The sequence below is a fragment of the Flavobacterium hiemivividum genome (genome assembly GCF_004349145.1).
Taxonomy (GTDB): Bacteria; Bacteroidota; Bacteroidia; order Flavobacteriales; family Flavobacteriaceae; genus Flavobacterium; species Flavobacterium hiemivividum.
Window position 1 is genome coordinate 312518 of sequence record NZ_SMFO01000001.1, and the last position, 19732, is coordinate 332249.

General features: G+C 33.6%; 14 protein-coding genes and 2 tRNA genes. 8 read left to right on the forward strand and 8 right to left on the reverse strand.

Annotated features, from left to right (window positions below):
* Nucleotides 1–75 precede the first annotated feature (75 nt).
* The 5 genes from E0F98_RS01395 to E0F98_RS01415 form a co-directional block, all read right to left on the reverse strand.
* Entirely contained in the window at nucleotides 76–2316 is a 2241-nt protein-coding gene (locus tag E0F98_RS01395; RefSeq protein WP_132108479.1) for a M1 family metallopeptidase, read from the reverse strand.
* 65 nt (nucleotides 2317–2381) lie between these two features.
* On the reverse strand, nucleotides 2382–2885 hold the full coding sequence (locus tag E0F98_RS01400; RefSeq protein ID WP_132108481.1) for a DUF6702 family protein: 504 nt from the start codon (nucleotides 2883–2885) through the stop codon (nucleotides 2382–2384).
* A 103-nt stretch (nucleotides 2886–2988) separates the two neighbouring features.
* Nucleotides 2989–3738, reverse strand: a complete 750-nt coding sequence (locus tag E0F98_RS01405) for a hypothetical protein (protein ID WP_132108483.1) — start codon at nucleotides 3736–3738, stop codon at nucleotides 2989–2991.
* Nucleotides 3728–4456 carry a carboxypeptidase-like regulatory domain-containing protein gene (locus E0F98_RS01410; RefSeq protein ID WP_243699181.1) on the reverse strand — a complete coding sequence of 243 codons (729 nt, stop codon included), beginning with the start codon at nucleotides 4454–4456 and terminating at the stop codon, nucleotides 3728–3730. The genes E0F98_RS01405 and E0F98_RS01410 overlap by 11 nt, the downstream gene beginning before the upstream one ends.
* Entirely contained in the window at nucleotides 4443–5183 is a 741-nt protein-coding gene (locus E0F98_RS01415) for a carboxypeptidase-like regulatory domain-containing protein (protein ID WP_243699182.1), read from the reverse strand. The genes E0F98_RS01410 and E0F98_RS01415 overlap by 14 nt, the downstream gene beginning before the upstream one ends.
* A 183-nt stretch (nucleotides 5184–5366) precedes the next feature.
* On the opposite strand from E0F98_RS01415, the gene pepE reads away from it, so the two are divergent.
* A complete protein-coding gene (gene pepE, locus E0F98_RS01420) occupies nucleotides 5367–6074 on the forward strand; it encodes a dipeptidase PepE (RefSeq protein WP_132108489.1) in 708 nt (235 codons plus the stop codon).
* Between the two features lie 99 nt (nucleotides 6075–6173).
* On the opposite strand, the gene E0F98_RS01425 is transcribed toward pepE, so the two are convergent.
* The 3 genes from E0F98_RS01425 to E0F98_RS01435 all read right to left on the reverse strand — a co-directional run bounded on the left by E0F98_RS01425 (nucleotide 6174) and on the right by E0F98_RS01435 (nucleotide 7725).
* Nucleotides 6174–6246: transfer RNA gene (locus tag E0F98_RS01425), tRNA-Gly, on the reverse strand.
* Nucleotides 6247–6503: 257 nt separating this feature from the next.
* A tRNA-Gly gene (locus E0F98_RS01430) sits at nucleotides 6504–6576 on the reverse strand.
* A 429-nt stretch (nucleotides 6577–7005) separates the two neighbouring features.
* Complete coding sequence (locus E0F98_RS01435) at nucleotides 7006–7725, reverse strand: murein L,D-transpeptidase catalytic domain family protein (protein WP_132108491.1); 720 nt, start codon at nucleotides 7723–7725, stop codon at nucleotides 7006–7008.
* A gap of 189 nt (nucleotides 7726–7914) precedes the next feature.
* Here E0F98_RS01435 and E0F98_RS01440 point away from each other — a divergent pair, with 189 nt between their 5' ends.
* From E0F98_RS01440 to E0F98_RS01470, 7 genes are all read left to right on the forward strand, one after another.
* Nucleotides 7915–10311 (forward strand): DUF5916 domain-containing protein, encoded by a 2397-nt coding sequence (locus tag E0F98_RS01440; RefSeq protein ID WP_132108493.1) that lies wholly within the window; start codon nucleotides 7915–7917, stop codon nucleotides 10309–10311.
* A 137-nt stretch (nucleotides 10312–10448) separates the two neighbouring features.
* Nucleotides 10449–12866, forward strand: a complete 2418-nt coding sequence (locus E0F98_RS01445; protein ID WP_132108495.1) for a DUF5916 domain-containing protein — start codon at nucleotides 10449–10451, stop codon at nucleotides 12864–12866.
* A gap of 139 nt (nucleotides 12867–13005) precedes the next feature.
* On the forward strand, nucleotides 13006–14523 hold the full coding sequence (gene gpmI, locus E0F98_RS01450; protein ID WP_132108497.1) for a 2,3-bisphosphoglycerate-independent phosphoglycerate mutase: 1518 nt from the start codon (nucleotides 13006–13008) through the stop codon (nucleotides 14521–14523).
* A 124-nt stretch (nucleotides 14524–14647) separates the two neighbouring features.
* Nucleotides 14648–15325 carry a TetR/AcrR family transcriptional regulator gene (locus tag E0F98_RS01455; RefSeq protein WP_132108499.1) on the forward strand — a complete coding sequence of 226 codons (678 nt, stop codon included), beginning with the start codon at nucleotides 14648–14650 and terminating at the stop codon, nucleotides 15323–15325.
* A gap of 3 nt (nucleotides 15326–15328) precedes the next feature.
* Nucleotides 15329–16999, forward strand: coding sequence for a peptidase domain-containing ABC transporter (locus E0F98_RS01460; RefSeq protein WP_132108501.1), 1671 nt, complete (start codon nucleotides 15329–15331; stop codon nucleotides 16997–16999).
* Nucleotides 16992–18332, forward strand: coding sequence for an HlyD family secretion protein (locus tag E0F98_RS01465; RefSeq protein WP_132108503.1), 1341 nt, complete (start codon nucleotides 16992–16994; stop codon nucleotides 18330–18332). Before E0F98_RS01460 ends, E0F98_RS01465 begins: the two co-directional genes overlap by 8 nt.
* The gene (locus tag E0F98_RS01470) at nucleotides 18332–19720 is read left to right on the forward strand and encodes a TolC family protein (RefSeq protein WP_132108505.1); all 1389 of its coding nucleotides are present in this window, start codon (nucleotides 18332–18334) and stop codon (nucleotides 19718–19720) included. The genes E0F98_RS01465 and E0F98_RS01470 overlap by 1 nt, the downstream gene beginning before the upstream one ends.
* Nucleotides 19721–19732 lie beyond the last annotated feature (12 nt).

The window sequence follows — 19732 nt, forward strand, 5'->3', positions numbered from 1 at the left end:
ATTTAGAATCCACGCCTTTTAATTTTTTCACAAAAAAAGACTCAAAATTGAGTCTTTTTTATTCTTAACTATTTCTTAGTCAAATTTAGATTTCAACTCTGTTTTTGGCCAAGTATTATTAGTTACATCAATATCTGCTGTTTCTAACTTAGAGTCTATCTGAATCTTTTTTATCGCTTTTTCAGTAGCATAAACCTTCTTAGCGGTATCGTTATTTTTTCTCCAAATTTGAGCTGGATATTTAAAGTTTTCAATTGATCCATCCTCATACGTTAATTCAACAAGGATAGGCATTAGCAATCCGCCTGGTTTATTGAATTCTACTTCGTAGAAATACTTTGGAGACTTAAGATTTCCTTTTTCTTCGGCAGTTAAAGTGCTCACATAGTCTGACAGTAATTTCACATCTTCAATTTCCAAGCCTTTCTTTTGACTTGATTTTAACTCAGTACTATTCTCTGCAATTAAATAAACATACGGCCCTTTATCTGTACCAAAACGTCCTTTTCTTACTTTCGAATCTTTCAGTTCCTTTGTAGGAGTTTCAGAAACGTAATATTGCTTTACCTCTTTAATTCCAATATCTACAAAATCAGTGGAGTAAAACCAACCTCTCCAAAACCAGTCAAGATCAACGCCAGAAGCATCTTCCATTGTTCTAAAAAAGTCTTCAGGTGTAGGGTGCTTGAATTTCCAACGGTTTGAATACACCTTAAAGGCATGATCGAACAATTCTCTACCCATAATTGTTTCTCTAAGTATATTCAAAGCTGTAGCAGGCTTTCCGTATGCATTATTTCCAAACTGTATTATATTTTCTGAATTTGACATGATTGGCTCCAAGAAATTTTGATCACCACTCATATACGGTACAATATTCTTAGCTGGACCTCGTCTAGAAGGAAAATTAGTTCCTAATTCTTCCTCAGCAACATATTCTAAGAAAGAGTTTAAACCCTCATCCATCCAAGTCCATTGACGTTCATCTGAATTCACAATCATTGGAAAAAAGTTGTGTCCTACTTCATGAATCACAACGCCTATCATTCCGTTTTTAATTTGCTCACTTGTCTTTCCATTTTCATCAGGACGACCAAAGTTCCAGCAAATCATGGGATATTCCATTCCTTGGTCTTCTGCAGAAACCGAAACTGCTTTCGAATAAGGGTAATCAAATGTCATTCTAGAATAGCTTTTTAAAGTATGCGCCACCATTGCTGTTGACGTTTCTCCCCACAGTGGATTTGCTTCTTTAGGATAAAGCGATATCGCCATTGAAGTTTTAGAATCTAATTGTACAGCCATTGCATCAAGAATAAACTTTCGCGAAGTAGCTATCCCAAAATCCCTAACATTTTTAGCGCTGAACTTCCATGTTTTTTTCTTGTCAGAAAAACCTTTTTCAGCTGCCTCAGCTTCTGCCTGAGTAACAATTACAACCGGTTTATCGAATGTTTTCTCCGCTAACTCATATCGCTTTACTTGAGCAGCAGTAAACACTTCGCTTCTATTCAGTAATTCACCTGTAGCCTCCATAACGTGGTCTGCAGGAACAGTTATGTTAACATCAAAATTTCCAAATGGCAAAGCGAATTCTCCACTTCCCCAAAATTGCATGTTCTGCCAACCTTCAACATCATTATAAACTGCCATTCTAGGATAGAATTGAGCAATTACATATAATTTATTTCCATCTTTTTCGAATAATTCATAGCCAGAACGACCTCCTTCTTTTTGGTAATTATTAATGTTATACCACCATTTGATTGAAAATGACATCGAAGTACCTGGTTTCATTGGAGAAGCCAAATCAATTCTCATCATAGTTTGGTTAATGGTGTAATTCATTGGAGCACCTTTAACATCCTTTACATATTCAATATTAAAACCGCGCTCTAAATCTTTTTTCAAAAATTTATCTACAAATCCAGAAGCAGGAAAAGTTTGTGTTATTCTTTCACTTTCCACTAACGGAGATTGAGAATTTTTAGCGGCTTGATTTTGATCTAACTGCACCCATAAATATTCTAGATTATCCGGTGAATTGTTATAATAAGTGATCGTTTCATTACCACTTAATTTAGAATTTTTATCGTCTAACTCAATATTAATTTTATAATCTGCTTGTTGCTGGTAATAAGCTGGACCTGGAGCTCCCGCAGCGTTACGAAACATATTAGGCGTTGCTAATAAATCGTACATCTGACTAAATTTGTTCGTATCGTACTTGCCTGATTGTTTTGGAGAGACCGTTGTCGCTTTCTCTTGAGCAAACAACATTGCTGGGAGAATAAAAAATAATGTGATTTTTTTCATGGATAGAATTCGAAATTATTTAAGTGCGTGAAAATACTGATTTTTAACAAATAACAAATCTTTTATCAGAATTTTAACATTCGTTTAGTGGAAGATGCAGTAAAAAGAAAGCTTTCCTTAGCGCCTAAAACAGTGAAGTGAGCAATATTTTGTTGCTCTGAATTCCAACCAACTAAAATAGTATTGTAAACCTCAAGTGATTTTAATTTAGAGACATCCCTAATGCTTAAATAACAAATAAGAACATCACCTTCCATTTCTTTACTTAAAAATCCCATTGCCTTAGATTGCCCATTGACTTTCATTGTGAGATTTTCAGCGAGATACTTTTTAAGGACAACCACATCTTCAGGAGATTCCGTGTCTGTACCTAAATAAAACTTCTTTTTGTATTTTTTTTCCAAGGCGTTATTCAAGTCATCGACAAAAACGCGAGCAGTTATTTGCAACATTTGCTTCTCTGAAGCATAATTAATTTGATATATCGCCACATAAAATTTATGAAAGCCAAAAGAAGTTAAACTCACAAAGAAGACTCCGAATACTAGATATGCTATTATTTTTTTCATTTTGTAAAAATAGGAATTCTATCGTACTCTTCCTTTTTTGTTATCATAAAATCAATTAAGTTAAATTAATTCATAGTAACCAAAAGAGATTGTCTTTTTAGAGCTAAAAAACTGTAATTTTTTTGTATTCCGTATTTTTTGTAATTAGAAAATCCATAAGTTGGAATTCCTCACTAGGCTGCATTAAAGCTCTTGATCGCGGATCATTTTCACAAAAAACTAGAAAGAGTTTAATTTCATCATCTTTTAGAGTTAATGTATTGGAGAAAAAAGAATAATTAATTTTTTTCAAGACTAGCTCTGAGAAGCTGGTGTCTTTATAAAAGTCGACTTTTTCAGGATTACTCTTTCTCAATATTTTCAAAACATCTTTATATATCCTAACAAAGTCCATTCCATACTCAATACTTCCGTCTCGAGGCATAGTTATATTTTTTGGCGCAGAATGGTCATCACCATAATATTTTACGTCAACATACCTCTGTGATCCGCCAGAAATAGGGCTTAATTCTTTTTTGGCTGCTATTAAAACTTCCTTCAATTCATTTGTAAAAACTTCCAATACTACCACAAATTGAGGATTTATAAACTCTTTTTCCGAAAGCACGATTTTTTTAGATTTAAATGTCAAACTCGAGAAAACCAGTGTATCATTTACTTTTGCCTCAACCTCAAAAAAACCAAATTGATTTACAATGACGCCTGTTTTTGAGTTGACATTAAAAACAATTACGTTTTCAACGGGAGCCAAATCGTTTCTAACCTGGCCTTTCAATGTTTTTCTAGAATCAATTTGACTAAAGCAAAACTGACAAAACAAAGAGAAGATTAAGATTCCTATTTTAGTTTTCATTTGCTATGATTTTATTGTATTTTTTAGCTAAGCTGATAATCAGAAATTGAGATAATGTTTTGTTCCTCGATTTTAAAGAAGCTACTAAATCATCGTCCTCAACACAATAATATTGAAATCCCCGTATATATTCTTCAGGAATATTTAGGGTTTCAGTGTAATAATCAGGTTTAAAAAGATAGTCTAACCTGACTAACATTTGCTCTTTATATTCAATCGCAACTTCTTTTTTAATCATGGTCTTTCGTCCTGAAATAGAATTCAGAAGACCATCAATGCCGCCGCCCGAGGTTGCTGTATATAATTTTCTTTCGGCAGGCGTATATTTCTTTTGTCCAAACGGAATGATTCCTAAATTCTCAGCACTAATCTGACTTCGCTCATCAATAACAACTTCCTGTAAATCAATACTTTTTGTAGTCATTTTAATTTGCATAAGACTCGAAGTCAAATCGTTTTTTTCAACTCGTTTACGTAAAGTTACAAGATTTATAGCAGAAAAGACTAAAACATCCCCTTCTTTTACAAAAAGAAAAAAATCTCCGCTTTCATCAGAAGTAGTTGAATTAGCAGCGGTTATATTACTAATATTAACCCCTTCGACAGAAACAGAATCAAAACTAATTTTCCCATGAATTTTCTTAGGCTCGACACTTTGTCCCAAAACAAACTGAGAAAATAAAATTAAAAACAAGACAAAAGTACTATTCGTTTTCACAAGCAAGGATTTCATTGTATTTTAGAGCTAACTCTCCTAGTAAGAATTCAGTTGTTATTTTATTTTTTGATTCTAAAATTTTTGTAAATTTTTCGTTTTCTACAGCATAATATTCAAATCCTTTAATGTAGTCTGCAGGAATCTTCAGCTTATCTACAAAATGACTTCTATCAAACATGGCGTCTAACTGTCTCATGTAAGACTCTTTCTTTTCTACTTTAAGCTCTTTTTTAAGCATGGCCGTTCTGCCACTCAAAAAATTAAACAAAGGATCTGCAGAAACAGAGCCTCCAGCCATAGATCCCGCAGAAGCAGAAGCATTTAAACCCGTAGCGGTTTGTAACTTTCTTTCTGCGGCTGTGTAGGATTTCTGACCTGATGGAATTATACCCAATGAAACCGAATTGATATTATCATACCGCCGAATTACGACCTCGTCCAACTGATTCATAATCGGCTCCATTTTTACAAAAAACAATGCATCACTAAAGTCTTTGACCGCCAATACAATTCGTCTTCTTTTAAACTGCACCGCCGAAAACAACAAGGTATCCCCAGCTAGTCCCGCAATATTGAAATAGCCATCACTAGCCGTTATCACAGCTTTTTCGGTACTTAAATTAATAACATATACTCCATCCACGTTAAAAGCGCCACCATTTATTTTCCCTTTTAGTTCAGAAAAAGCAGATTCCTGCGCCATAGTCACAGTGGTAAAAAGAATCATAAAAAGAAATCTAACCACCATAAATAAATTATATCAGTTTTTTATTCTCAACTGGTAAATGTATCCTAATCTCTTCCAAATTAATTACTAAGGAGTTGGTAAAAAAAAGTTAATAAAAAATAAAAAACATTATTATAAGAAACCTGATTTTATATCTTTAACTCCAATAAAATAACACAAGAAATGAAAAATATTATTATTGCAAGCACTTCCACGGTACATGGGAGCGATTATTTAGAATACCTTTTACCTGAGTTGAAAATCCATTTTAGAAACTGTAAAACAATATTATTTATACCGTACGCGAGACCTAGCGGTATTTCGCATGAAGAATATACTACTAATGCAGCTTCGGCTTTCGCCAAAATTAATATAGCAGTAAAAGGAATACATGAATACGATGACGCAGCGTTAGCCGTAAAAAATGCTGAAGGGATTTTTACAGGAGGCGGAAGCACCTTTGTTTTAGTTGCTCAATTGTACCAAAATAATATTATAACAGCTCTTACTGAAGCCGTAAAAAACGGAACTCCGTATTTAGGAACTAGCGCAGGAAGTGTTATTTGCGGACTAAGCATGCAAACGACAAATGACATGCCTATTGTTTATCCTCCAAGTTTTAAAACCTTAGGATTAATTCCTTTTAACTTGAATGCACATTATTTAGATCCAGATCTACAATCTAAACACATGGGAGAAACGCGAGAAACTAGAATAAAAGAATTTCATGCATATAACAACATCCCTGTTTTAGGACTTCGCGAAGGAAGCTGGTTAAAAGTAGATGGCGATAAAATAATTCTGAAGGGACAGCTAGCCGCTAGAGTATTCAAACAAAATCAAGCTGCCGAAGAAATAGAAACAGGAACAGATATTAGTAACCTGAAATAATAAAGCGAAAGACGAGGATTCTCGTCACTTTTGACGAGACGACAACCAAGTCGTAAAACGAAAAAGCCTAACTCTATAAAAAGTTAGGCTTTTTTTAAGAGCGAAAGACGAGGCTCGAACTCGCGACAACCAGCTTGGAAGGCTGGAGCTCTACCAACTGAGCTACTTTCGCATTAACAGGGTGCAAATATAGAAACTTATTCAATCTAACGCAAACTTTTTTTTAAATAAAATAAAAATATTTTGATTTGGGAATCTGAGAAAATTTAAAGTCCTAATATCGAACCGATTCCAACGTTATAAAAAAAAACTAAAAAATTACATTTCGATTTTAATAACGAAAGTTGGAGTTTTCGTGAATTTTAACGAGAATACAATAACGCTATAAAATAAATAACCCTAACTTTATTCAAGTTAGGGTTATTAAAGAGCGAAAGACGAGGCTCGAACTCGCGACAACCAGCTTGGAAGGCTGGAGCTCTACCAACTGAGCTACTTTCGCATTACTGTGGTGCAAATATAGATAATAACTTGGCTTTGAAACAAGTTTTTTAATGGATTTTTTTCAAAAAAAAGAGCAGTTTTTTATAACCATTTTAAAATTAAAATGTTACCTCTTTTAATTTTTCCGCCCAATATGTATTTCATTCAAAAAAAACATCCTTAACAAGCTATTTACACCAATAATTAAGGTTCCGTCCTGATAATTCAATGCTCCTACTTCAGTTTACTATCGTTGAATTAATCGCAGCTTTAAATTCTGATCAATTTTCGAACAATATATTGACTTAAAAAGCTTAGCTCTTCAATAAATCCAAACGCCTTATTGAATACATGCAGTGAATAGCCAGTTCACAGATACTCATAAACACAAAAAAATGCCGCTTGTAGCTTTACAAACGGCATTTTTATTATGATTAAATAAATCTTGTTAGATTAATTTAGAAGATGTTTTATAGCTATTTGATGGATAATAAATAAATAAACAAGACTTATCCTTTATCGTTTGAATTATTTCATTAGACAAATCCATCGGAAGCGCAGGACAACCTAAACTTCTACCTAATCGTTTGTTATTTTGTATAAAAGAATCTGAAACATAATTTGCTCCATGAATAACAACTGCTCTATCTCTGGCGTTACTATTGATCCCTTTTTCCAAGCCATCTAATCTAAGTGACTTCCCGTGCTTTCCAGTATATATTTCACCTGTAGCGTAAAATCCAAGGCTACTTTGAAACGATTCGGATGCATTTGAAAAATTCTTAGCAAATTCATCACCGGTGTTTCTTCCGTGAGCAACTAAAGAATTGTATAATATTTTATTAGTAGTAAGATCAATTACCCAAAGTCTTTTAGAATTAGATGACATACTAAAATCAATCAAAGTCAGTATGTTTTTACTAACTAATCCTTTTTCCTTCAACAAATTGAAACCTTTTAAAGCTTCTGTAAAACTTTGTAAATTAGGTAATGCAAAATGATTCGAATTCAGATTGTTGTAAACTGATTCGGCATTACTTTCAGCAGTGATTTTTATCACCTTAGCAACTTTTATTTCACTCTTCGCTTTAGTCTCAGAGAAGAATAAGCTACTCGTAGAATTAGAAATAAACAACAAGAATAGGGCTGGGAATATTTTATAAATCATTGATTTTTATTAAGTTATATATCATATGAACGCTTGCAAAAGTATAAAAATTATCTTAACTAAACACTAAACAGTACTATTTAAGGAATCTTTAACAATTATGAATACTATATTGATCCTTAAATATATATCACATAAGTTGATAATTATGTGAATTTTATTACTTTTGCTTCAACCAAACCAGAATTCATGCCAAAATCCTATTACATTACCATAACCTTTATAATCTTATTTAGTTTCAAGTCCTACTGTCAGAAAAAGACTCTTTTTGCGAAACCAACGACAGAAATCATAAGTATCGATGGCGAGGTCAAGGAGCAAGCATGGAACACCGTTAGCAGCATTGCCACTGATTTCATCATGTTTGAGCCAGACAATGGAAAACCTATAAGTAAAGATAAGAAAACAGAAGTTAAAGTTTTATACGATAACGATGCTATTTACATTTCGGCAATTTTACATGATAACCAACCTGAAAAAATTCAAAAAGAAATAACAAATCGCGATGTATTTGGTGTATCCGACCACTTTTCTGTTTCCATAAACGGATTTAACGACGGTCAACAAGATTTTAGATTCTTTGTAAGTGCTGCTAATGTTCAAATGGATTGCTTAGCAACAGAACAGACTGAAGATTTTTCCTGGGACGCTATATGGCAAAGTAAGGCCGTTATTACTGATTTTGGATGGATTGTAGAAATGAAAATCCCTTATGCAGCTTTGCGTTTTTCTAATGGCAAAGAACAAATTTGGGGGTTGAACTTTATGCGCGAAATAAAACGTGATGTTCAAAAATATACTTGGAATCATGTGGATACTAAAATTGGCTCCGTAATTACTCAAGCGGGAACACTCGAAGGAATACAAAATATTAAACCACCAACCCGTCTTTTCTTTATTCCTTATGTGTCGACTTATTATCAGGAAGATGATTTTACCTCGGATAGAACTTTGAAAGCAGGACTCGATATTAAATATGGAATCAATGACTCTTTCACATTGGACGCTATTTTAATACCTGATTTTGGTCAGACTAAATTTGATAATGCGATATTAAACTTAGAACCTTTCGAACAAAGACTAGATGAAAACAGGCCGTTTTTTACCGAAGGAACTAATCTATTTAACATTGGAAACATATTCTATTCCCGTCGAATAGGTGGCGCACCAAGCACCTACCCAAATGTAGCAGCCGATGAGGAAGTGACAAACTATTCCAGCTCTGTCAACTTGATTAATGCCGTAAAAGTATCCGGAAGAACCGAGAAAGGTTTAGGCATTGGCTTTTTGAATGCTATTACCGAAAAAACGTACGCCACAATAGAAAACACAACAACCGAAGAAACACGAAAAGAAGTTATTGAACCCCTTACGAATTACAATGTTTTGGTCTTAGACCAGCGTTTTAATCAAAATTCATCAGTGTCATTTGTAAATACTAATACCACACGTAACGGCAGTTTTAGAGACGCTAATGTGTCTGCTTTGCTATTCGACTTAAGCACTAAAGCCAACTCTTACAACTTATATGGTGATCTTAAATATAGTACAATTAACTCCATTGAAGATTATGACGGTATTAAATCATCTCTAAATTTTGCCAAAACAAGCGGAAAATATAGATATTCCTTTTCAGGACGTTACACCTCAAAGGAATTTGACAACAATGACTTGGGAATTAATTTCTATACTAACTTTTACAATTTGTACAGTAATTTAAGTTATCGAATATTAAACCCTACTAAGACATTCAATACTTTCCGATTTCAAAATGAATTCAATTTAGTATTTGACAATACTACTGGTAAACTTCAAGAAGGATTATACAAGCCTACAATAAAAGCAACTACAAAACGCAATCATTATTTCGAAATTGGTTTAGATATAAAACCCTTTGAAGCATATGATTTTTATGAACCAAGAGTCGATGGTCGTTATTTACAATTACCAAGAAGTATAGGCGAATATGTGGGTATAGAATTTAATCGAAATAATGCTTTCACTTTTGATATTACTCAAAGCGTCACAAAATACGACCAAGAAGGAAGAGTTAATTACGGAATTGCTGTTGGTCCAAAATACAGAATGAATGACAAGTTTTCACTCTATCTCGTAGTTGATTACACAATCAAAAAAAATGACATAGGCTGGGTTGATTTTGAAAATTCTGATATCATTTTTGGTAAAAGAGATAGGGAAATACTACAAAATGATCTTACCGGTAAATATGCTATCAATGATAAAATGGCACTTAATCTAACGGCTCGTTATTACTGGTCTTACTCAGATATCAAAGATTTTTACACCTTAGAAAATAATGGTCAATTATCCAAAAACGACTCCTACAACTTGAACAGAAACAGAAATTTCAACTCTTGGAATTTAGACTTTTCCTACTCGTGGTGGTTTGCACCTGGAAGTGAATTGTCCATTTTATACCGCAACTATGCGCAAGAAGGCAGTCCTAATGTGGAAAAAAGATTAAACACAAACCTAAAAAATGTGTTTGATAGTAACATGACAAATATACTTTCAGTAAGCGTTCGTTATTTCATTGACTACAATGTTATCAAAAATAAATTTTAAATTTTTTACAAATTAAGTGTAACAAGACTCATAAAAATCAGTCTATTATCTAAAGCCTTTTTGAAGCAGTTTATTTACAGCCTGATAAATATCTAAAATAGGTTTCGAATATTTTCGTTTTATCTATTGATACATTTATGAAATACATTTTACTGCTATTCTTTGTTTTCGTTTCCCTATTTGGCTATAGCCAAAAAAAAGTTTTACAAACAAAATTCACTTCTGATAATATAACTATCGACGGAAAACTAAATGAAAGCATTTGGCAAGCCACGCCCGAAGCCACTGATTTCATCATGTTCCAGCCAGATAATGGAAAACCAATTCCAGAAAACAGAAAAACTATTGTAAAAGTACTTTACGATAATGACGCAATTTATATTGGAGCATTATTATATGACGACGAACCTGATAAAATTAGAAAAGAAATTACACAACGAGATAGTTTTGGCGCATCAGATGTTTTTGGGGTTTTTATAAATGGTTTTAATGATGGTCAGCAGGATTTTCAGTTTTTTGTTAACGCTGCCGATGGACAAGGTGATTGTATTACTACAGACACTAACGGCGAAGATTATTCCTGGGACGCAATATGGAAAAGTAAAGCAATAATTACTGATTTTGGCTGGGTTGTCGAAATGCGAATACCATATGCCGCACTGCGCTTTTCGGGAGAGAAAAAACAAACTTGGGGACTTAACTTTTTTAGAGATATAAAAAGAGACCGTCATAAATATACTTGGAATTTTATTGATTCAAAAATTGAAACTTTCACACAACAAACAGGTGTATTGCAAGGCATAGAAAACATAAAGCCTCCTACCCGGTTGTTTTTATTGCCGTATTCGTCATTTTACTTAAACGCTAACAAATATCAAAAAACGCTAGGCACTTTAAAAGGCGGCCTAGACATAAAATATGGAATTAATGACGCTTTTACCTTAGACGCCATCCTGATTCCAGATTTTGGACAGACTAAATTTGATAACCAAATTCTAAACCTTGGACCATTCGAACAACAATTTAACGAGAACCGACCTTTTTTTACTGAAGGTACCGACTTATTTAGCAAAGGAGATTTAGTCTATTCCAGAAGAATTGGAGGAAGACCGAGCAGAGGACCTAAAACTGCAGACAACGAGATAATAATCGAAAACCCATCTAATGTGGAGTTAATTAACGCCTTAAAAGTGTCGGGGCGAACAAAAGACGGACTTGGGATAGGTATTCTAAACGCAGTCACCAAGAAAACAAATGCAACCGTTGAAAACAGCGTGACAAAAGAGACACGAACCGAAGAAGTGGAACCTTTGACTAACTACAATGTACTTGTTTTAGACCAGCGTTTTCGTAAAAATTCAGCTATTTCTTTTATCAATACAAACGTAACCAGAAATGGCGATTTTAGAGACGCCAATGTCTCGGCGATTGTCTGGGATTTAAACACTAAAAAAAACACCTATAATTTATCAGGAGATATAAAGTACAGCTACGTGAATGATGTTACAGACAAAAAAGGATTATACTCTACATTAAATCTGGGAGAAACGAGCGGAAAATATAGATATAATGTAGGAGCAGATCTAGTTACTAAAGATTTTGATAATAATGATTTAGGAATCAATTTTAGAACTAATTACTACAGTACTTATGGCGGTGCTAGTTATAGAATCTTAAATCCCACAACACTTTTCACTTCCTTTCGAGTAAGTTCAAATATGTTTAGCCAATTTCATAAAGAAACCGGTAAATTACAAGGCAATAGCTTTAGCGTATTTGTAAATATGGAAAATAAAAAAAATCATAGTTATGGTTTCGACCTAAATGCTAGCCCTTTTGAGTCTTACGATTACTACGAAGCTAGAACGGAAAATAGGTTTTTAATAACACCCAGAAGTCTAGGCGGTTATTTTTACATATCCACTAATTACAACAATAAATTTGCTCTTGATATTAATTCGTCCGTAACAAAATTAAGTGAATTCGCCCGTAACTCTTTCGAAATAGGAATAGGTCCTAGATATCGTTTTAATGATAAATTCTCGATGAATATTAATTTCAATTACTTCAGGCAAAATAACGATAAGGGTTTTATAGATAAAATCGATACCGATACAAATCCATCTACTCCACCTTCGATTATTTTTGCTAATAGAAACACGGTCACTTACAGCAATACTCTGTATGGAAAATACTCACTTAATAGTAGAATGAATTTTAATATGGAAGTACGTCAATACTGGTCGTATGCCGAAAACAAGAATTTCTTATACTTAAAAGACGATGGACGACTAGCCGACTATCAAAATTATACAGCAAATAAAAACTCCAGTTTTAGTTCTTGGAATCTTGATTTGTCATATTCATGGTGGTTTGCCCCTGGAAGCGAGATTTCTATTTTATATCGAAACAGCGCAGCTAATTTTGATGAAATAATCAATAAAGATTTCAATAAAAACGTAACTAACTTATTGAATAATGACGCTTTGAATCATACTTTTTCAATCAGCGTGAAATACTTCATCGATTACAACAGTATAAAATCTAAATTTTAAGTTGCGTATATTTTAAAAAAACAATCCTTACACAATTAATTCAGTAGTATTTACTGCTGTTTATTCCTGAATATATAATAGTCTGTTCTTCTGTTGACACATTTTAGAAAAACTTTACCTTTGTTTAAAATCCATACAAATGAACAAGAAAGTAATTCTGATGATATTAGACGGTTGGGGAAAATCTCCTGACCCTAAAGTATCAGCAATCGATCAAGCTAATATTCCTTTTATAAACAGTCTTTATACAAAATATCCAAGTGCACAACTAAGGACCGATGGTTTAAACGTAGGCTTACCCGAAGGGCAAATGGGAAATAGCGAAGTAGGACATATGAACCTGGGTGCTGGTCGTATCGTTTACCAAGATTTAGCAAAAATAAATCTGGCTGTCGCCAATAATAGTTTAGCCAAGGAACAAGTTCTAATCGATGCCTTTCAATATGCAAAAGACAACAATAAAAAAGTACACTTCTTAGGATTAGTTTCTGATGGTGGTGTGCATTCTCATACTTCGCACCTTCGCGGATTAATCGACGCTACTCAAGCTTATGGATTAAAAGACGTATTTATTCATGCATTTACTGACGGTCGTGATGTAGATCCTAAATCAGGAAAAAATTACATTCAAAATTTAGAAAACTATATTGCAAATAAGTCGGTAAAAATCGCTTCAGTTATAGGTCGCTATTACGCAATGGATCGTGATCAAAGATGGGAAAGAGTTAAACTCGCCTACGATTTGATTGTGAATGGTCGCGGAACTCCTGCTCTAGATCCTGTAGTAGCAATCGAACATAGCTACACTAACAATATTACAGATGAGTTCATCGACCCTATAGTGATAGTGGATAATAATGTTAAACCTATCGCAACTATTGAAGAAGATGACGTTGTTATTTTCTTTAATTTTAGAACAGACAGAGGAAGAGAATTGACTGAAGCGCTTTCTCAGCAAGACTTCCACGAACAAAACATGCACAAGTTAAATTTGTACTACGTTACCTTGACTAACTATGATGAAACGTATAAGAATGTAAAAGTGGTTTACAATAAGGATAACATAACAGAAACCTTAGGTGAAGTTCTCGAAAAAGCTAATAAAACTCAAATTAGAATTGCCGAAACTGAAAAATATCCGCACGTAACATTTTTCTTTTCTGGAGGGCGAGAAATACCTTTTAGAGGCGAAAAAAGAATATTAAAAAATTCTCCAAAAGTACCAACATACGATTTGCAACCTGAAATGAGCGCATTTGAATTAACAGAGGCTTTAGTTCCAGAACTTGAAAAAGGGGATGTAGATTTTGTATGTCTTAATTTTGCCAATGGCGATATGGTAGGCCACACCGGAATTATGAGTGCAGCTATCAAAGCCTGTGAAGCTGTTGATCAATGTGTCGAAAAAGTAATTACCGCGGCTTTAGCTAGTAATTACACCACTATTGTTATTGCGGATCACGGTAACTGTGAAACGATGATAAACCCTGACGGCAGTCCGAATACAGCTCACACCACTAATCCAGTGCCAATTATTCTAGTTGACAAATATTTAAAACACATAAACAATGGAGTTCTTGGGGACATTGCCCCTACGATTTTAGAATTAATGGGAATAGAAAAACCAGAAGTTATGACACGTCATTCTTTGCTATAACACCTACCAAACCCATATTTTTTTAAGGCTATTCACTACGAATAGCCTTTATTTTTATAATAAGATTCCATTATATTTGCACAGTAATAGTAACGCTATTACTTTTGCGAAAATAATACTCAAAATGAAAGCGATATTCTCTACTATAAAAATTCAGGTTAACGAAAAAATTTATGTAAAAGATCCTGAAACCTCCGTGCTAGGAAAAAATATCATAAAGCAAAGCATCTTTTTGATTGAAGAAATAGGATTTGACAATTTCACTTTTAGAAAATTAGGTGCAAAAATTAACTCTAACGAAAGTTCCATCTATCGATACTTCGAAAACAAACATAAATTATTGTTGTATCTTTCTTCGTGGTACTGGAGTTGGATGGAATACAAACTAATTTTAGCAACAACCAACATCGATGATCCCTTCGAAAAGTTAAGAAAAGCGATCACTGTCGTAACAGAGAAAATTGAAGATGACCTGGCTACAGAGTACATTAACGAATCAATTTTAAATAAAATAATCATTGCCGAATTCACCAAAACGCTACACACAAAAGAGGTAGATGAAGAAAACAAGGAAGGTTTCTTTCTAATTTACAAAAGAGTGATCAATCGTTTAGTAGAATTAATAACAGCAGTAAATCCTGAATATAAGTATGCTAAAAGTCTTGCTTCATCAATAATTGAAGGCGCGCTTCATCAACATTTTTTAAGAGATCATTTAAAAACTATTACAAACTGTAACGAAGAAATTTCACCCACTGATTTCTACATTGACCTTCTTGAGAATTTACTAAAAAACAAATAAACCATGACTCCCTTACAACGACTCTACAACTTATTAAAGCTCGACAAGAAAGATGTTACCCAACTAATCTTTTATGCTATAATAGCAGGATTAGTGAGTTTATCATTGCCATTGGGAATTCAAGCCATCATAAATTTCATTCAATCAGGCAGGGTAAGTGCCTCATGGATTGTGCTAATTATTCTTGTAGTTTTTGGAGTTGCATTAGTTGGGCTTCTTTCCTTAATGCAATTACGAATTACTGAAAACCTCCAGCAAAAAATTTTTGTGCGCTCTTCCTTTGAATTTGCAGCACGTTTACCCAAAATAAAATTTGAAGAATTATACTACAATTATCCTCCTGAATTAGCAAATCGTTTCTTTGATACCTTAACAGTTCAAAAAGGAACTTCAAAGTTACTATTAGATTTTTCTGCAGCGTTACTTCAAATCGTTTTTGGAATCATACTCCTATCGCTATACCATCCGTTTTTCATAATTTTTGGAGTGCTTTTGGTTTTTCTTCTATACTTCATTTTTAAGTTTTCATACAATAGCGGCTTAAAAACGAGTTTAAAAGAATCTAAATACAAATACAAAGTAGCAAGCTGGCTTCAGGAGATAGCGCGGAACAATTATAGCTTTAGAAACGAACTGAACTTCACGTTTGCACTAGAAAAAAATGACGAACTAGTCGCTACATATATAGACCACAGGGAAAAGCATTTTAATATAATAAAGAGGCAATTTACCCAACTGATCTTTTTCAAAATTATTATTACCGCAGGATTACTATCCGTTGGAGGTTATTTAGTTCTTAGCCAGGAAATGAATATCGGACAATTTGTAGCTGCTGAAATCATTATTTTGTTAGTAATAAACTCGGTTGAAAAAATAATTATTGGACTAGAAACTTTCTATGATGTTTTAACTTCTGTCGAAAAAATTGGACAAGTTACTGACATGAATTTAGAAGAAGAGTCAATCAACCCTGTACCGAATTGTTTCACGGAGATCACCTTAGAAACAGAGAACTTGTGTTTTCACTTTCCTGATTCAGATCGTACTATATTAAATACTATTACATTAAAAATTGAACAAGGAGAAAAAATATCCCTTGACGGAGAAAACGCATCTGGTAAAACAACGCTCATTCGTGTATTGTCTGGTTTAATGCAACCTACATCAGGTTCACTTTTTATCAATGATGATACTTTTCAGAAAATTGATTTAAAGCAATATCGATCACAAATAGGCAGTATTATCAAAGGAGAAGCTCTGTTTGAAGGAACGATTCTTGAAAACATTGCTTTTAACGATAAAACAATAACTCAAGAGGATTTAAAATGGGCAATAGATGCAGTCCAGCTAACTACATTAATTAAAACATTTCCCAACGGACTAAATACTAAAGTCTTTCCAGAAGGCCGACAATTATCTTCTTCAAATGCTCAAAAAATACTCTTAGCAAGGAGCATTATTCATAAACCAAAAATCCTATTTTATGAAGATCCTACGGATGCTATGGACGAAAAAGTAGCTAATGAGATTATTGATTTTATAACTTCTGATAAAAACAACTGGACCATAATTGTTTCATCCAAAAATCCGTATTGGAAAACTAAATCTACCCGAAACATTACGATGCAAAATGGTCAAGTCCTTTTAGATACTAAAAAACAAAAAGATGCTTAATATATCTGACAATAATAAACCTAAGCTTCAATCTTTGGACAAATACAAGACAATCCAAAATTTGAATAATAAAGCGCAATACAAAGTCTTAAATAGAATAATAGCACTAATTGCGCTAATTGGGATTGGTGCATTATTCTTGCCTTGGACACAGAACATATCTGGATCTGGTGCCGTTACAACTTTGAAACCAAACCAAAGACCACAATCGATTCAGAGTGTGATATCTGGTCGCATTGAAAAATGGTACGTTCAAGAAGGCGATTTCGTAAATAAAGGAGATACTATTTTATTCATCTCCGAAATCAAAGAAGACTATATGGATCCCAATCTTGTAGAAAACACCAAAAACCAAGTCAATGCAAAGAAACAATCTTTACAGTCTTATGGTTCGAAAGTGACTACCCTTTCAAATCAAATTAGTTCTATTGAAATCGAAAAAAAATTAAAATTAGAACAAGCCAATAACAAAATCAAACAATCGCTTCTTAAAATAAAAAGTGATAGTATCGATCTTGTTGCGGCAAAAACACATTTAAAAATTGCCAATACACAATACAACAGATCGCTTCAGCTAAACCTAGAAGGCTTGAAGCCGATGACCGATGTGGAAGAAAAAAGATTAAAACTTCAAGAAGTAGACGCCAAAATTATAACCCAAGAAAACAAACTTCTTACTAGTAAAAACGAGTACATCAACTCTAAGGTAGAAACCAATAGGATCAATGCTGAATATGCAGAGAAGGTTGCAAAAGCCCAAAGTGATCAATATACCGCTTTAAGCAATCAGTACGACACCCAAGCTCAAGTAAGTAAGCTTGAAAATCAATACGCTAATTATAGTATTAGAAATGGCATGTACTATATAAAAGCGGCACAAAACGGCTACATCAATAGAGTCTTACAATCTGGAATTGGAGAAACAATTAAAGAAGGGACTCCCATCGTTACAGTTATGCCTGCAGTATATGACATCGCAGTAGAAACATATGTAAGCCCTATAGATTTACCATTAATTAGACGAGGCGAGAAAGTCAGAGTTTGGTTTGATGGCTGGCCAACGATCGTCTTCTCCGGATGGCCTGACATATCGTATGGTACTTTTGGAGGAAAAATAGTCGCTATCGAAAATTTTATAAGTGATAATGGAAAGTACAGAGTACTGATCGCTCCAGATAAAAATGAAGCCAACTGGCCGCAACGACTCAATATAGGCGCTGGCGCACAAACAATTGCGCTTTTAGACACAGTTCCTATCTGGTTTGAAATTTGGAGAACTTTAAACGGCTTCCCTCCTAACTATTATAAAAATGAAACTAAAGCAAAGAAATAATGAAACAGCTACTTCTCGGCTTTCTATTTTTGGGATTTTCTGCCTTCGGTCAAAAAGACAAGACAAACGAATTGACGTACAACGAATATCTGGGATATGTAAAAAAATACCATCCGCTGGTGAAAAACGCAAATCTAGAAATTAACAAAGCCCAAGCTAATCTCATGATGGCCCGCGGTGGCTTTGACCCTAAAATCGAAGTTGATTTTAATAAAAAACAATTCAAAGACAAGGAATATTACTCGATTTTGAACAGTAGCTTTAAAATCCCTACTTGGTACGGAATTGAAATTAAAGCTGGTTTTGATAACAACGAAGGAATTTATTTAAACCCAGAAAATACAGTTCCAAATCAAGGTTTAACATCCCTTGGTATAAATATTCCTTTGGGACAGGGTTTGCTAATCAACCAACGAATGGCCGATGTGAGGAGAGCAAAAATACAGATTCAACTGAGCCAGGCCGAAAAAAAACTAAACGCCATCAGCGTTTTGTATGATGCTTCCTTATCTTACTTTAATTGGAAAAAAGCCCACAACGAAGTTGTATTATACGAAAGTTATAAAGCCAATGCCGAAAATAGATACAAAGGCATTCAATCTTTAATTAAACACGGCGACAAACCAGCAATTGACAGCATCGAAGCGGGAATCATCGTTAAAAATAGATTTCTTAGTTTAGAAGATGCTACATTAAAACTAAACAAAGCGCGATTAGAATTATCGAATTTCCTTTGGTTAGAAGATAATATTCCGTTAGAACTTTCGGAGGAACTTATTCCTGAAATCCAATTGGAATTAACAATTCAAGAAACATTAAAAACAAATGACTTAGTAAACCAGAATTTCGACATTACTAATCATCCAAAAATAAATGCACTTACTTCGAAAATAGGTATTCTAACTATCGAAAAAAAATTAAAAGCGAATATGCTATTACCAAAAGTCGATATTGGTTACACATACTTGTCAGAACCAAGTTATATTGATAATTATCAATTTCAAGATTATAAAATTGGATTAGACTTTTATTTCCCTTTGTTTCTAAGAAAAGAACGTGGAAGTCTGAAGTTAGCGAAATACAAAATTCAAGAAACCGAATTCATATTGAATTTAGAAAAAATACAATTGACCAATAAAATCAATGCACAGAAACTCGAAATCGAATCCCTTTCGAAACAAAAAAATTTAATTAAAGACTTAGTAAAAGACAATCGGACGATGCTAAAAGCAGAAGAGCGGCTATTCTCAATTGGTGAGAGCTCCCTTTTTTTAATCAACACTAGAGAAAATAATTTAGTAAGTGCTCAACTTGCACAAATCACATTAGAGAATCGATTTTACATTTCTAATTCGGAACTTTTTAAAATTATAGCCAATCCTGAATAAATAATTTTAAAA